The 13,890-nt window shown below is 57.6% G+C and carries 14 protein-coding genes and 1 tRNA gene; 11 read left to right on the top strand and 4 right to left on the bottom strand.

Annotated elements, in window-relative coordinates; all coding sequences use genetic code 11:
* Both COA65_08345 and COA65_08350 read right to left on the bottom strand, forming a co-directional pair.
* Window positions 1-187 (bottom strand): hypothetical protein (locus COA65_08345; GenBank protein PCJ58052.1); only part of this gene is annotated, 187 nt, incomplete at its 3' end.
* A gap of 70 nt (window positions 188-257) precedes the next feature.
* Window positions 258-674, bottom strand: coding sequence for a hypothetical protein (locus COA65_08350; protein PCJ58053.1), 417 nt, complete (start codon window positions 672-674; stop codon window positions 258-260).
* Between the two features lie 212 nt (window positions 675-886).
* Between COA65_08350 and COA65_08355 the strand changes: the two genes are divergently transcribed.
* The 4 genes from COA65_08355 (at window position 887) to COA65_08370 (ending at window position 3,586) form a co-directional block, all read left to right on the top strand.
* Window positions 887-1,348 (top strand): 50S ribosomal protein L13, encoded by a 462-nt coding sequence (locus COA65_08355; GenBank protein PCJ58054.1) that lies wholly within the window; start codon window positions 887-889, stop codon window positions 1,346-1,348.
* Between the two features lie 102 nt (window positions 1,349-1,450).
* Window positions 1,451-1,882 carry a 30S ribosomal protein S9 gene (locus tag COA65_08360; GenBank protein ID PCJ58092.1) on the top strand — a complete coding sequence of 144 codons (432 nt, stop codon included), beginning with the start codon at window positions 1,451-1,453 and terminating at the stop codon, window positions 1,880-1,882.
* Between the two features lie 83 nt (window positions 1,883-1,965).
* Window positions 1,966-3,018, top strand: coding sequence for an N-acetyl-gamma-glutamyl-phosphate reductase (locus COA65_08365; protein PCJ58055.1), 1,053 nt, complete (start codon window positions 1,966-1,968; stop codon window positions 3,016-3,018).
* A 40-nt stretch (window positions 3,019-3,058) separates the two neighbouring features.
* A complete protein-coding gene (locus tag COA65_08370) occupies window positions 3,059-3,586 on the top strand; it encodes a gamma carbonic anhydrase family protein (GenBank protein PCJ58056.1) in 528 nt (175 codons plus the stop codon).
* A 4-nt stretch (window positions 3,587-3,590) separates the two neighbouring features.
* Here COA65_08370 and COA65_08375 read toward each other — a convergent pair whose 3' ends face one another.
* Window positions 3,591-5,387: a class I poly(R)-hydroxyalkanoic acid synthase gene (locus tag COA65_08375; protein ID PCJ58057.1), complete on the bottom strand. Its 1,797-nt coding sequence runs from the start codon at window positions 5,385-5,387 to the stop codon at window positions 3,591-3,593.
* 13 nt (window positions 5,388-5,400) lie between these two features.
* Between COA65_08375 and COA65_08380 the strand changes: the two genes are divergently transcribed.
* The 7 genes from COA65_08380 (at window position 5,401) to COA65_08410 (ending at window position 13,658) form a co-directional block, all read left to right on the top strand.
* On the top strand, window positions 5,401-6,846 hold the full coding sequence (locus COA65_08380) for a hypothetical protein (GenBank protein ID PCJ58058.1): 1,446 nt from the start codon (window positions 5,401-5,403) through the stop codon (window positions 6,844-6,846).
* Between the two features lie 65 nt (window positions 6,847-6,911).
* On the top strand, window positions 6,912-8,141 hold the full coding sequence (locus COA65_08385) for an aminotransferase (protein PCJ58059.1): 1,230 nt from the start codon (window positions 6,912-6,914) through the stop codon (window positions 8,139-8,141).
* Window positions 8,138-9,445, top strand: coding sequence for a homoserine dehydrogenase (locus COA65_08390; GenBank protein PCJ58060.1), 1,308 nt, complete (start codon window positions 8,138-8,140; stop codon window positions 9,443-9,445). Before COA65_08385 ends, COA65_08390 begins: the two co-directional genes overlap by 4 nt.
* A gap of 38 nt (window positions 9,446-9,483) precedes the next feature.
* On the top strand, window positions 9,484-10,455 hold the full coding sequence (gene glpX / locus COA65_08395; GenBank protein ID PCJ58093.1) for a fructose-bisphosphatase class II: 972 nt from the start codon (window positions 9,484-9,486) through the stop codon (window positions 10,453-10,455).
* 10 nt (window positions 10,456-10,465) lie between these two features.
* A complete protein-coding gene (gene recJ, locus COA65_08400) occupies window positions 10,466-12,259 on the top strand; it encodes a single-stranded-DNA-specific exonuclease RecJ (GenBank protein ID PCJ58061.1) in 1,794 nt (597 codons plus the stop codon).
* 79 nt (window positions 12,260-12,338) lie between these two features.
* Window positions 12,339-12,413 (top strand) — tRNA-Glu (locus COA65_08405).
* Between the two features lie 171 nt (window positions 12,414-12,584).
* Complete coding sequence (locus COA65_08410; protein ID PCJ58062.1) at window positions 12,585-13,658, top strand: hypothetical protein; 1,074 nt, start codon at window positions 12,585-12,587, stop codon at window positions 13,656-13,658.
* On the opposite strand, the gene COA65_08415 is transcribed toward COA65_08410, so the two are convergent.
* Window positions 13,645-13,863, bottom strand: a complete 219-nt coding sequence (locus COA65_08415; protein ID PCJ58063.1) for a hypothetical protein — start codon at window positions 13,861-13,863, stop codon at window positions 13,645-13,647. The genes COA65_08410 and COA65_08415 overlap by 14 nt on opposite strands.
* Between the last annotated feature and the right edge of the window lie 27 nt (window positions 13,864-13,890).

Genomic DNA, 13,890 nt, shown 5'->3' on the forward strand with positions numbered 1-13,890 from the left:
CGTCATGGCGGTGTTCTCCCATGAGTGAAATGGGGGCGTGGCCGTCCGGACGTTTGCCTGTGGTAAGGTTGCGGTCTTGCCCAAGCATGGCTTTAAAAGTGGGTGTATTATCCGCTAGGGCATCCGTTGTGGCGGCGGCCAGCCCAATCGCGAGGCTTCCCGCCCAAATTAGAGCAGTCCTTTTCATTGCAAAAACTCCTGTACCAGCCGCGACGGTTTATCGGCGGGGCCGGATTAAATTTCGGGTGTTTTGAAGATCAGAAAAGGAAGGAGGGTGGGGCGCGGCTTGGGGGCAGGCCGGTGCGAAGGCTATCCGCGGCCCGTTTGTCGACAGATGCGCTCGGCAAGGCCGTGGCCATCGGAAGGATGGGTGTTTCGATGTCGGGTGCAAGGTCAAGTGGCAGATGCCCAAGGGAGCAACAAAGCGTACAGGGCGGCAGGCCATCCCTGGCTGGTGAGGTTGGCGTTTCGCCAGCATCTTTGCGAAAGCCGGTGGCGGAACAGATTTCCTGGAGCGCAAGGGCCAGCCCGTCTGCGTCATTGGCTTTTGCAAACGTCGATCCAAGCGTCGCATGGGCGGTGCCCAGAACGACAAACCAAGCCATGCTGGCCAGGGCAAGGGTGCCGCCAAATTTAAGGAAGTTCACGCGTCGCAGATCAAAATCCCCCTTCACGGGATGGATAGCTCAAAGCATCGGGTGGTGCAAGTTGCCCCTCCAAGGGTGCGGCATGATAATACCGCATAGCTATCCCTCTCATATGTAATGAAATTTCGTTGACAGCGAAGATTTTGATGGCATAATCCGCGCCCACGCATGAGGCGGAAGGCTCCAGAACATTCTTGAAGCCGGAACGCTCTGGGTACGGGTTGGGATTAAGGAAAATCATGAAAACCTATTCGGCAAAGGCAAGTGACGTAAACAGGAAATGGGTCGTGGTCGATGCCGAAGGCGTCGTTCTCGGTCGTCTTGCCAGTGTGCTTGCCAATCGACTTCGCGGCAAGCACAAGCCAATCTTCACACCGCATGTCGATTGCGGCGACAATGTCGTCGTGATCAATGCCGAAAAGGTGAAGCTTACCGGGCGCAAGCGCGATGGCGAACGCTTCTACTGGCATACCGGGTATCCCGGTGGCATCAAGAGCCGTACTTTTGCCGAACGCCTTGCAGGCAAGCGTCCAGAACGCGTCCTTATGAAAGCTGTCGAGCGAATGATCCCGAAAGGGCCGCTTGGGCGGGCGCAGATGAAGAAGCTGTACGTTTATGCGGGTGATACGCACCCACATGAGGCGCAGAAGCCAGAGACGCTTGACGTAGGTGCCATGAACATCAAGAACAAAAGGGCGTAACGCGTAATGTCAGAGGAAAAAAAAACCCTTGAGGATTTGGCCGAGCTTACCGCCGGTGACGTGACGCTACCGGATGTGGCGGGTGCATCGGACGCATCGGACATGCCGGTTTCCACCGCGCCCGTTTACGTGCAGAAACTGGACGCGCAGGGCAGGGCCTATGCGACGGGCAAGCGGAAGGACGCGGTTGCCCGGGTCTGGTTGAAGCCGGGGTCTGGAAAAATTCTGGTGAACGGAAGAGAACTGGAAAAATATTTTGCCCGTCCGGTGCTGCGGATGATTGTTCATCAGCCCTTCGTTGCTTCAAACCGGGTGGATAATTATGACATCAACTGCACGGTAAAGGGCGGGGGCCTTTCCGGTCAGGCCGGTGCCGTCCGCCATGGCATCAGCCGGGCGCTGACCTTCTACGACCCGGCGCTTCGCCCGGTGTTGAAGAAGGGCGGTTACCTGACCCGCGATAGCCGCACGGTCGAACGCAAGAAATACGGCCGACGCAAGGCACGTCGCAGCTTCCAGTTCTCGAAGCGCTAATTCCAGAGGAACCTTCTTTTTTCAAGGGGACGCCTCACGGGGGCGTCCCTTTTGTTATAGACTGTGGCAAGCGGAGGCATGCCATGAGCAAACACGCAAAAGCGATACGCATCGCCATCCTTGGCGCCAGTGGTTACACCGGTGCCGAGTTGCTGCGCATACTTGTCCGCCATCCCAGGGTGGCGATTGCCGCTCTGACAGCCGATCGGCGGGCGGGACAGGCGATTGAGTCCGTTTTCCCGCATCTGCGGGGTCTGGGGCTTCCCCAACTTGTTCGGATCGAAGAAGTGGACTTCTCCGATATTAACGTTGTTTTCTGCTGTCTTCCCCATGGCGCGACTCAAGCCACCGTGGCGGCCTTGCCAGAGCATCTGAAAATTATCGACCTTTCCGCCGATTTCCGGCTCGCCGATACGGCTGCTTACGCAGAATGGTATGGCAAGTCGCACCAGGCGACGGCGTTGCAGAAGGAGGCCGTCTACGGGCTGCCGGAGCTTGCCCGCGAGGCGATTGCCAAGGCGCGGCTTATCGCCTGTCCGGGCTGTTATCCGACATCTGCTTTATTGCCGCTGGTACCGCTTTTGGAGGCGGGCCTGATTTTGGCCGAGGACATTGTTATCGATTCGAAATCCGGCGTGACCGGGGCCGGTCGTTCCCCCAAAGAGGAAGGCCTTTACGCCGAAGTGGCGGAAGGCATCCACGCCTATGGCGTCGGGCGGCATCGGCACGCCCCGGAGATCGAACAAGGTCTCAGCCGAGCTGTGGGCGTGGGCGTGATCGTTTCCTTCACGCCGCATCTGGTGCCGATGAACCGGGGCATCCTTTCGACGATCTATGTGCGGCTTGCAAAAAATGCGGACGCGGGTGGCCTTCGGGCGGCATTGGCGGCACGTTACGAAAAAGAGGCCTTTGTTCAAGTCGTTCCGGACGGCGTTTTGCCGGCAACCCAGCATGTGCGGGGATCGAATGTCTGTCGGATCGGTATTTTTCCGGACCGTCAACCGGGTCGGGCGATCCTTGTTTCGACCCTGGACAATCTGGTCAAGGGGGCTTCCGGTCAGGCGGTGCAGAATTTTAATCTGCTTTTCGGGGTTTTGGAAAGCACCGGTCTTGAGCAGGCGCCCCTTTTCCCATAATCGCCTGACATCAGGATGTTTTTGCAAGGATGTTTTTGCAGTGACCGGATTTGTGTTGTCCTATCGCGATCGCCTGCCGAAAATTGCCGGTGATGTGTTCATTGCGCCGACGGCATCGGTCATTGGCAATGTCGAGATCGGTTCACGTTCCAGCATCTGGTTCGGCACAGTGGTTCGCGGCGATGTCAACGAAATCCGCATTGGTGATAACACGAATATTCAGGACAACAGCGTCATCCATGTGACGCGCAACGGCCTTGGAACCTATATCGGTTCCGGCGTTACCGTTGGGCATATGGCCATCCTGCACGCCTGTACGCTGGAAGACGGTAGTTTTGTTGGCATGGGGGCAAAGCTGCTGGATGGCGTCATTGTTGAAACCGACGCAATGGTGGCAGCCGGCGCCCTCGTGACGATGGGAAAGCGCGTGAAGCGGGGCGAATTATGGGCAGGCAGTCCAGCGCGCTGTCTCCGCCGGTTAACCCCGGAGGAGATCTGCTCCTTTCCTGATACGAACGCCCATTACGCTAAACTTGCAGCGGAATATCTAACGGCGCTCAAGAAATAATCAATCAGATTTCGCGCACCTTCGCATAACTGCCGGGGGCCGGTTCGATGGCTTTTAATGCGCCCGAGCCAACTTTCCGCGCCGGCACTTTCTTGCCACCCTTCTTCGCCAGCCATTTTCCCCAGTCCGTCCACCAGGAACCGTCCGTTGCGGCGGCATTTTCCAGCCACGCGTCTGGCGAATTCGGGTTCTTATCCGCCGTCCAGAAATTGTACTTCTTCTTTTTTGGCGGGTTGACGACTCCGGCGACATGGCCGGAAGCGGAAAGGACAAAACGGACGGGGCCACGATAAAGCTGCGTCGCGGCGTACGTCGATTTCCAGGGCGCGATGTGGTCTTCCCGGCAGGCAAGAATGTAGGTTGGAACCTCGATCTTGCGAAGGTCGATCGGGACGCCATCGAAGGTGAGGCCGCCCGGTTCGATAAGCTTGTTTTCCAGATACATGCGGCGAAGATAAAAACTGTGCATTGCTGCCGGCATGCGCGTCGAATCAGAATTCCAGAAAAGAAGGTCGAAAGGGAAAGGGTCCTTGCCCAAGAGGTAATTGTTGACGACGAAAGACCAGATGAGATCGTTGGCGCGCAGCCTGTTGAAGATTGCGGCCATTTCGTGCCCTTCCAGATAGCCGCGTTTTTCCATTTTCTGTTCGAGGTCGGCAAGTTGTGCCTCGTCGATAAAGACGGAAAGTTCACCCGCATCTTCGAAATCAACCATCGCCGTGAGAAAGGTGGCGCTGTGGACGCGTGTGTCCTTTTTTACAGCCAAATAGGCGAGGGTTGTGGCCAGCAGGGTGCCACCGATGCAATAGCCAAGAACATTGATCGCGTCTTCGCCCGTCGCTTTTTGGATCGCGTCGAGTGCCGCCAGCGGGCCTTCATGCATGTAATCTTCGAAGGTTTTTTTGGCCAGGGTTGCATCCGGGTTCACCCAGGAAATGATAAAGACGGTATGCCCCTGGTCGAGGGCCCAACGGACGAAAGAATTCTTCTCGCTCAGGTCCAGGATGTAATATTTGTTGATCCAGGGCGGAATCATCAAAAGAGGGCGCTTGTACACGTTCTCGGTCGTCGGCGTGAATTGCAGCAATTGCATCAGGTCGTTCTGATAGATGACCTCGCCTTTCGTGGTGGCAATGGTTTCACCAAGTTTGAAAGCTTCCGGGTCCGTTTGCGTGATGCGAAGCTGGCCTTCACCTCTTTCAAGGTCGTTCAGCAGGTTTTGCAGGCCGTTCACAAGGTTTTCGCCGCCGCTTTCAGCGGTTGCGCGCAGAACTTCCGGATTCGTGAGTGCAAAATTGCTTGGCGCGATCGCGTCGACGAACTGGCGCGTATAGAAATCGACCATCCGTACCGTGCCCTCGTCCATATTTTCGAGGTTTTCTGTGTGGGACTGCATCCAGCCCGCCATCAGCAGATAGGACTGCTTGATGTAGGAAAAAAGCGGATTGTCGTCCCATTCGGGGTCTTTGAAACGGCGATCGCCTGCCTGCGGCTGGATGACCGGGGGCGATTTTGTCCCCATGGCATGGTTGGCGGTGTGCTGCCAAAGCGCCAGGTGATCTTGCCAGAGCTTCATTTGGGCCGCAAATGCCTTTTCCGGATTGGTCATCATCTGTTGCGTCATTTCCAGGAAGGCGGCACCGAGGGCAGGGGGCAGGGAGGACCCCTTTTTGTCTTCCGCCATTTGCTGGGTAAGGAAATTCTGGACAATCTTCTGGCTCTTTTCGGCAATCTTGGTCAGATTCTTTGAAAATTTATCAAAATCCTTGGTTTCCGTGGTGGAGTTCGGTTGATCGTTCATTGCTGATTCCCTTATGATTTACCGGGCGTTGGGCCAAGAGGCCCATTTCCCCAAAAATGTTGTAGAACGTGACTGCAAGACGGACGTCTATTCGCCAAGGGGGACACCTCCATTCATGGAGAAATATTTACCAGATTACAAGTGCCGCTCCATGCATGCGGCCTGTGCTTTTTTCTCGCGCTTTGCGTTGCTGGCAGCTCTTTTTGCCTTTGCCGGCTGTAGCCAGGTCCCGGACGCGGTCAATCCGGTCGAATGGTACAAGGGGGCTAGCGGCTGGTTCAGTGACGATGACCCGGCTTACGCAGGCCAGGCGCCCGGCGTGCTGGACCCGGCCCTTGAGCGCGAGGCGCGCCGCGCCGGAGACGAGGCCTTCCCGAATTTGAGCGAGGTGCCAGAGAGGCCCCCGGCTTACGATCCGGAAGACGCTACTGAAATCACGGAAGGTCTGGTCGCGGACCGCGCCCACGCCAAATATTCCGACGAGACGATCCGTTTTCAGTCCGAATCAGGCCGGACGATTTCAATGCAGGCTCCGGCGCCGCGAAGAGTCGTAGACGCGCCCCCGCCATTGGCGGCACCGCGTTCGCCCGTGGATTTGGCTGGTGAACTTTCAGAGCCGCGCGCCATTCCCGGGGCCACGCCGCAGCGGCTTGATTCACAGGCACCGGCGATGCGCGTGATGACGCCGCCGCCGCCGCCGGTGCTTTCGGAGGTCTCCAGGCTTGCCACATCTCAGCCTGTTGCACGCAATGCCGCGCCGCCAGCTGTGTTTTCGCGTCGCCTGCCGATTGCGTCCCCGCCACCTGTCGCTGCGGCGCTTCGCATTCCGGCATCTGATATTGTGCCGTCTTTGTCCTATTTTCCACCGGGCGCGCCGCAGCTAAATCAGACGATGCATCAGAATTTTGCGCAATCTGGGGCCAGTGCGTTGCCGGCAAATTTTCAGTCGCCTATGGTGCCGTCGGCGTTGACTCTGGAAAGCAGTGCAACGCCCCCTGCGACAGACAGGACGTTGCCGGTCCAGAAGCGCTTGATTACAGAGAGCATGGCGGCTAGCGACGCGCCACATGCCCTGGCCGAGTTCGATCCGAGTGCCCTTGGCATGTCGATTCGCGTGGCGACGGTCTATTTCAGCGTTGGGGCAACATCGCTTGATAAGAAGGGTCGGCAGATTCTGAGGGACGTTGTTGGGATGTTCCGGCAAAAGGGGACATCGATACGCGTCATCGGCCATGCAAGCAGTCGCACACGGGATCTTGATCCAATGGTGCACAAGCTGGCGAATTTTAACATTTCCGTTGATCGCGCAAATGCGGTTGCCAAGGGGCTGATGAGACTTGGCATTGCGCCGAAGCAACTTTTCGTTGGTGCCCAATCGGACAGCGAACCGATTTACTTCGAGGTGATGCCCTCGGGTGAGGCAGGCAACCGGCGGGCGGAAATTTATATCGATTATTAGGCTTGGGTCGCGTGGCAGCCGTTTTGCCTGCCTAAAAGTCCGGGATCGGACGCGGTAAGTATTGAATGGAAAACGAGCAGGAATTTCATCGAATTCGGCGGCTTCCGCCCTATGTGTTCGCCGAAGTGAACGCGATGAAGGCGCGCGCGCGCGCCGCTGGCGAGGACATTATTGATTTTGGCATGGGCAATCCCGATCGTCCGACCCCGCCCCACATTGTGGCGAAGCTGATTGAAGCCGTTCAAGACCCAAAGACTCACCGTTATTCGAATTCGCGCGGAATTCCAGGGCTGCGCCGGGCAATTGCGAGTTATTACGGGCGGCGCTTCGGCGTTTCCGTTGATCCGGAAACGGAAACGATCGTCACCCTTGGTTCGAAGGAAGGGCTTGCGAATCTTGCCCAGGCGATCACATCGCCAGGCGACAGCGTGCTTGTGCCAAATCCAAGCTATCCGATCCATCCATATGGCTTCATCATTGCCGGGGCGGCGATCCGGCACATTCCCCTGGGGCCGGATATCGGCGCGTTTATAAAAGGGATCGAGCGGTCCTTCCGGCGTAGCGTTCCGCCGCCGACGGCCCTTGTGCTTAATTTTCCGGCGAATCCGACCACCCAGGTGGTCGATCTTGATTTCTATGGCGAAGTTGTCGAGTTTTGCCGACGTCACCAGATTTACATTCTGTCGGACCTGGCTTATGCGGAGATCTATTTCGAGTCGGGGCCGCCGCCTTCGATATTGCAGATACCCGGTGCCAAGGAAATTGCGGTCGAATTTACCTCGCTCAGCAAGACGTACAACATGCCTGGCTGGCGCATTGGCTTTGCCACCGGCAACCGGCGGCTGATTGCGGCGCTTACGCGTATTAAGTCCTATATCGACTATGGGGCCTTTACGCCGATCCAGGTGGCGGCCGTGGCGGCGTTGAATGGTCCCCAGGACTGCGTCGCGGAAATCCGCGCCACCTACCGCAAGCGCCGCAACGTGTTGGTGGAGGGCATGGCGAACATGGGCTGGAACGTGCCATTGCCGCCGGCCACGATGTTCGTCTGGGCACCGTTGCCGGATGTTTATGCCGATTTGGGCTCGCTCGCATTCTCAAAACTGCTGCTTCAGGAAGCGAATGTGGCCGTTTCTCCGGGCCTTGGTTTCGGCGAATATGGCGAAGGGCATGTGCGTTTTGGGCTTGTTGAAAATGAACATCGTTCCCGACAAGCTTTAAGGAATATCAAGACGTTCCTATCATCTTCTGATAAAATACTTGAGCGACTTGAAGGAAGGGCGGCAGCATCTTGAGCACCCCGTTGAAAGTGGCGATTGCCGGGCTTGGCACGGTTGGCGCCGGTACGTTTCGCGCGTTGCAGGTCCATGGGGACCTGCTTGCCGAGCGCTGCGGTCGCCCATTTGCCATCGTTGCCGTTTCCGCGCGTGATCGCAGCCGTGATCGGGGGCTCAATCTGAAGAACGTGTCGTGGTTCGATGACCCGGTCCAGATGGCTGCCGAGGCCAAAGCAGACGTCGTCGTTGAACTGATCGGTGGTGCCGACGGCATTGCGAAGCAGATCTGCGAGACGGCCATTGCCCATGGTCGCCATGTCGTCACTGCGAACAAGGCGCTGTTGGCTCATCACGGCCTGTCTCTTGCCCGCCTGGCAGAGGCGAAAGGCGTCGTGCTGGCCTATGAGGCTGCCGTTGCGGGCGGCATTCCCATCATCAAAGCGCTGCGCGAGGGGCTTGTGGGCAACCGTCTGCATGGCGTCTATGGCATCCTGAATGGAACCTGCAATTTCATCCTGACGGAAATGCGGCGTTCGGGCCGGGAGTTCGACGACGTGCTAAAGGAAGCGCAGGCATTTGGCTATGCGGAAGCGGACCCTTCCTTCGATGTCGATGGGGTGGATGCCGCGCACAAGCTTTCCATCCTGGCCGCCGTAGCCTTTGGCTGCGAGCTGGATTTCGAGGGCGTTTATACGGAAGGCATTCGCCACATCTCGGCGCTGGATATCGGCTATGCCGAAGAGCTTGGCTATCGGATCAAGCTTCTGGGCATGGCGCGGCTGACGGACGACGGGCTTGAACAGCATGTGCACCCGTGCATGGTGCCGCTTTCGGCGTCCATCGCCTATGTCGAGGGCGTCGACAACGCCATCGTTGCCGATGGGGATTTTATTGAAAGCGCCATGTTCGAAGGCCGCGGTGCGGGTGCCGGGCCGACGGCGTCGGCGATTGTCGCCGACCTTTCCGACATTGCACGCGGGACACGTCTTCCGACCTTTTCCGTTCCGGTTGAAAAGCTTGCGAAGATTCCATCCGCGCCGATGACCCGCCACAAGGGCCCCTATTACGTGCGCCTGATGCTTGTCGACCGTCCCGGTGTGATTGCCGATGTGACGGCGATTTTGCGTGACGAGAACGTGTCGATGGAATCGATGCTGCAACGCCAGAGGGCACCTGGAGAGCCGGTGCCGGTTGTGTTGACGACCCACGGGACGCGCGAGGCGGCAATGCGCCAAGCGTTGGAAAAAATCGCCTGCCTGGATACGGTTGTCGAACCTCCCCGAATGATTCGAATAATTACATTAAGTGACGCACCCGAATAAACGAACGGATAGAGGCACGAATGAAAAACAAAGGAACGATGGATCGCAATCTTGCGCTTGAGGTGGTTCGTGTGACGGAAGCGGCGGCCTTATCCGCCTCGTTGTTGATGGGGCGGGGGGATGAAAAGGCGGCGGATCAGGCGGCGGTTGATGCAATGCGCAATGCGCTGAACAGCATGGCGATCACAGGCACCGTGGTGATTGGCGAGGGTGAGCGCGACGAAGCGCCGATGCTCTACATCGGCGAGGAAGTCGGCTTGGGGAACGGGCCCAAGATTGACGTGGCGCTTGACCCTCTGGAAGGTACGACGATTACCGCGAAGGGTGGCCAAAATGCACTTGCCGTGATTGCCATGGCCGAGGATGGCGGCTTTCTGAACGCGCCGGACGTGTACATGGACAAGATCGCCGTTGGTCGGGGCTTGCCGGAAGGCGTCGTCGATTTGGATGCCAGTCCGAAGGAAAATTTAAAGGCCCTTGCCAAAGCAAAGGGCGTGGCGGTTTCCGATCTTGTCGTTTGCGTGCTCGACCGGCCCCGGCATCGCGAGTTGATTGTAAATATTCGCGATGCTGGCGCACGCATCATGCTGATTTCCGATGGCGATGTCAGTGGGGTGATTGCGACGACAACGACCGACAGCGGCGTTGACATCTATATGGGAACGGGGGGCGCGCCGGAAGGCGTGCTGGCCGCTGCAGCACTTCGCTGCATTGGCGGGCAAATGCAGGGGCGACTGCTGTTTCGCAACGCCGATGAGAGCGGCCGCGCTAGCAAATTCGGCATCACGGATTTCGACCGTAAATATACCCTGGAGGAACTGGCCCATGGCGACGTCATGTTTGCAGCAACCGGGGTGACGGACGGGACGATGCTCAAAGGGGTGCGCCGGTTTGCCGGTGGCGCACAGACCCACTCAATCGTCATGCGCTCGAAAACGGGGACAGTGCGTTTGATTGAGGCACGGCACAATTTCAATCGTAAATCCGGTTTCCAGCCGATGGACCACTAAGCTTGGCGCGATGGTAGAGCCCCCTTCGGGCGAAAACTTCCTCGATGTGGCGAGTTCCCTTTCGGGAAAGCGCTGGCGCGCGCGCGCCAGCGACGCACGGATCGGCATGGCGTTGGCGCAGCGCCTGGAATTGCCGGAAATTCTTGGCCGGGTTCTTACCGCGCGTGGCGTTTCTCTCGAAGAGGCCGACGCCTTTCTGGAACCGACCTTGCGGAAATTGCTGCCCAACCCTTCGCATTTAAAAGACATGGATGTTGCCGCCGCCCGTCTTGCGGACGCCATCCGCAATGGTGAGGCCGTCGCCGTCTTTGGCGATTACGATGTCGATGGGGCCACGTCCTCGGCTCTTCTTGAACGGTTCTTCCGCAGCCTGGGGGCGTCCCTTCGGGTCTATATCCCGGACCGGCGGAAGGAGGGCTATGGGCCGACAGCGGCAGCGTTGCAGAAGCTTCGCAACGAAGGTGCCAGTCTTGTTGTCACCGTTGATTGCGGTGCAACGGCGTTTTCGGCCCTCGAAGCGGCGTCGGCGGCGGGCCTTGATGTCATCGTCGTCGATCATCACATCGGCGAGCCACGCCTGCCGCCGGCACTCGCGGTTGTCAATCCCAACCGTCTGGATGAAACCAGCCCCCATCGCCAGCTTGCCGCTGTGGGCGTGACCTATTTGCTGGTCATCGCGGTTAACCGGTGCCTTCGCAAGGCGGGGTTCTATGCCACGCGCAACGAGCCGGACCTGCTGCAATGGCTGGATCTTGTCGCCCTGGGAACGGTGTGCGATGTGGCGTCTTTAACCGGGGTCAATCGCGCTTTTGTCGTTCAGGGGCTGCAATTTGCGGCAAAGCGCGGCAATCCCGGCATCGCCGCCCTGGCCGATGTGGCGAAGGTGGAAATGCGTCCAACCGCCTATCACCTCGGTTTTGCCCTTGGCCCACGTGTGAATGCCGGCGGCCGGGTTGGAGAAGCCTCCCTCGGCGCCCGGCTGCTGGCGACGGAAGATGTCGTCGAGGCGAGGGAACTGGCCGCCCATCTGGACGTGCTGAATATGGAACGTCGGCAGATTGAGGCGGACGTCCAGGAACAGGCCATCGCGCAGATCGAGACAGCAGGAGAAATCGGTCATATCGCGTTTGCCGCCGGTGCGGATTGGCATCCGGGCGTTGTCGGCATCGTCGCCAGCCGGCTGAAAGAACGCTATGGCCGCCCAGCTTTCGTCGCCGCCATCGAAGACGGCCGCGTCAGCGGCTCTGGCCGTTCGGTCCCGGGCGTCGATCTGGGCAGCGCGGTGCTGGCGGCCCGTCAGGCCGGGCTGATCGAAAAGGGTGGTGGCCATGCGATGGCGGCTGGGTTCACCGCCTCGGTGGACGCGTTGCCGGAACTTCGCGCCTTTCTTGACGCGCGTCTCGGCGAGGCGCTTACGCGCATCGGCTTCGTGCCCTCGCTCGGTTTCGATGGCGTGCTGACCCCTGCTGCGGCGACGCCGGAATTTGTCGCTCTGCTGGAACGCTTAAGTCCCTTTGGTGCGGGAAATGCGGAGCCGCGTTTTGCCTTTGCGGATGCGCGGATCGTTTTTTCAGATATTGTTGGCGCTGACCATGTGCGCTGTACAATCACGGACGCTCAGGGAAACGGTCGGGTGAAGGGGATATCCTTTCGCAGCGCCGACACTCCCCTTGGCCAGGCGCTGCTTGACCGGGGCGGTCTTGCGCTGCATCTCGCCGGCCATCTCCGCGTCGATCGCTGGCAGGGGCGCGAAAGCGTTCAGCTTTTTATCGAAGACGTGGCACCCGCCCGCCCCGCAGGTTAACCTTGCGAACACAAAAAAGCGCACCAGCGGCTTGATTTTAAGGCCTTTCAGGGTTAGACACGGGGTCGCCTTCTGACTGGACCCCATCGTCTAGAGGTTAGGACTCCACTCTTTCAAGGTGGTAACACGGGTTCGAATCCCGTTGGGGTCGCCATTCCAAAATCAGCACAGATAAGCATAACCCTTAAAAGTTGTGCCCATCACGTCAAGAATTCATCTTTAGTTGCAAGGCATAGCGCTTAAGAACTATGTTTGCAGTTAATAAATTCCATGCACGGAATGTAATATTTCTACGAAACAAGGTGCTGATGAGGAGTTTGACTTTATGACGCGCGGACTTTTTTTCCTGGTGGCGCTGGTGTCTGTTTCTTTCTCTTTGCCATCCTTGGCAAAGGATTTTACAGAACTGGAAAATGGGAAAAAACTCTTTCAGGAGAATTGCGCCTCTTGTCATGGCGAGAAAGGAAAAGGAACGCATTTTTCATCAAGGGTGGATGGGAAAACTATATTTATTCCAAACCTCCAGAGAAGCTTCTATGTCTCAAAATTGTCAGAAGATGAACTGCAACAGCTCATTCTTCGGGGGGAGGCCTATTTAAGATCGTCCAGAACCAGGGTGACCATGCCAAGCTTCGATGGCAGATTAACCAATGCAGAAATTAGGCTGGTTGCAAAATATCTCAAGGCAGTGTTCACCGGAAGAAAAATAGATTTACCAACCGAGGCGCGTGCCAAGAAAGAAAAGAAGCGCGGCAAGCCGAAACGTAAAATCACAGGCGGAAGTGGCTTTATCGTGAACCGTAGAGGCATTGCCGTAACGGCTCTGCACGTCGTTGATTCCTGTTCAACGATACGTGCCTCAATAGATCTTGGAAAGCCCTTGCCTGTTACGGTTCTTGCCAAGCTTCCGCATTCCGAGATCGCGATCATCCAACTTGCGAAAAAGGCGGAAGTATACAAACACGTTGCTTTTAGGGATGCGGTTGATCCCGACGTAGGAGAGGCAAGCTATACGATGGGCTTTCCGTTGCCAGGACTTCTTTCCAGCACCGGTAATTTCACATTTGGGAATGTAAGCGCCTTAAACGGACCAAAAAATCATCCCCATTTTTTACAAACGACCAATCCGATCCAGGGCGGGAATAGTGGCGGACCGCTTTTGGACGACAATGGCCTTGTCATCGGCATGGTTTCGTCCAAGCTGGACTGGCTGACGACCGCGTCTAGATCCGGAGATATTCCAGAAGACGTGAGCTTTGCCATAAAGGGCAGAATCATAATGGATCGGCTTGAAATATATGGGATCACCTACACGGACGAGGTCCGCAAAAAGCCCCACCCACCAGAGAAAATTTTCAAAAACAACCGGAAGGCTGTCCTAAAGATCATATGCTCGTAAGGTTTCCCGTTGGGGTCACCATTCCAAAATCAGGCCACGCGAATATAGTGGCCACCCTTTGCAGGATCAAGCCGCCGGAGGACACCGCTCTCCCGTTGTGGATGGAGAATATGTTCGCGCACAACATGCATTCTCCTATGCTTTCGCGGGCAGCGGCCTGCTCTTCTTCGGTTTCGCGATCCAGGACGTCGGCACGTGGCTGCATTGACGGGAACGGATGCGTGGCGGTCGG

This window comes from Rhodospirillaceae bacterium (assembly GCA_002746255.1).
Lineage (GTDB): Bacteria > Pseudomonadota > Alphaproteobacteria.

Excerpts from the sequence above, each read along its gene's own strand:
- COA65_08355 (PCJ58054.1), top strand. The coding sequence starts at position 887 with ATGAAAACCTATTCGGCAAAGGCAAGTGACGTAAACAGGAAATGGGTC.
- COA65_08360 (PCJ58092.1), top strand. The coding sequence starts at position 1,451 with ATGCCGGTTTCCACCGCGCCCGTTTACGTGCAGAAACTGGACGCGCAG.
- COA65_08365 (PCJ58055.1), top strand. The coding sequence starts at position 1,966 with ATGAGCAAACACGCAAAAGCGATACGCATCGCCATCCTTGGCGCCAGT.
- COA65_08375 (PCJ58057.1), bottom strand. The coding sequence starts at position 5,387 with ATGAACGATCAACCGAACTCCACCACGGAAACCAAGGATTTTGATAAA.
- COA65_08380 (PCJ58058.1), top strand. The coding sequence starts at position 5,401 with ATGATTTACCGGGCGTTGGGCCAAGAGGCCCATTTCCCCAAAAATGTT.
- COA65_08385 (PCJ58059.1), top strand. The coding sequence starts at position 6,912 with ATGGAAAACGAGCAGGAATTTCATCGAATTCGGCGGCTTCCGCCCTAT.
- glpX (PCJ58093.1), top strand. The coding sequence starts at position 9,484 with ATGGATCGCAATCTTGCGCTTGAGGTGGTTCGTGTGACGGAAGCGGCG.
- recJ (PCJ58061.1), top strand. The coding sequence starts at position 10,466 with ATGGTAGAGCCCCCTTCGGGCGAAAACTTCCTCGATGTGGCGAGTTCC.
- COA65_08410 (PCJ58062.1), top strand. The coding sequence starts at position 12,585 with ATGACGCGCGGACTTTTTTTCCTGGTGGCGCTGGTGTCTGTTTCTTTC.
- COA65_08415 (PCJ58063.1), bottom strand. The coding sequence starts at position 13,863 with ATGCAGCCACGTGCCGACGTCCTGGATCGCGAAACCGAAGAAGAGCAG.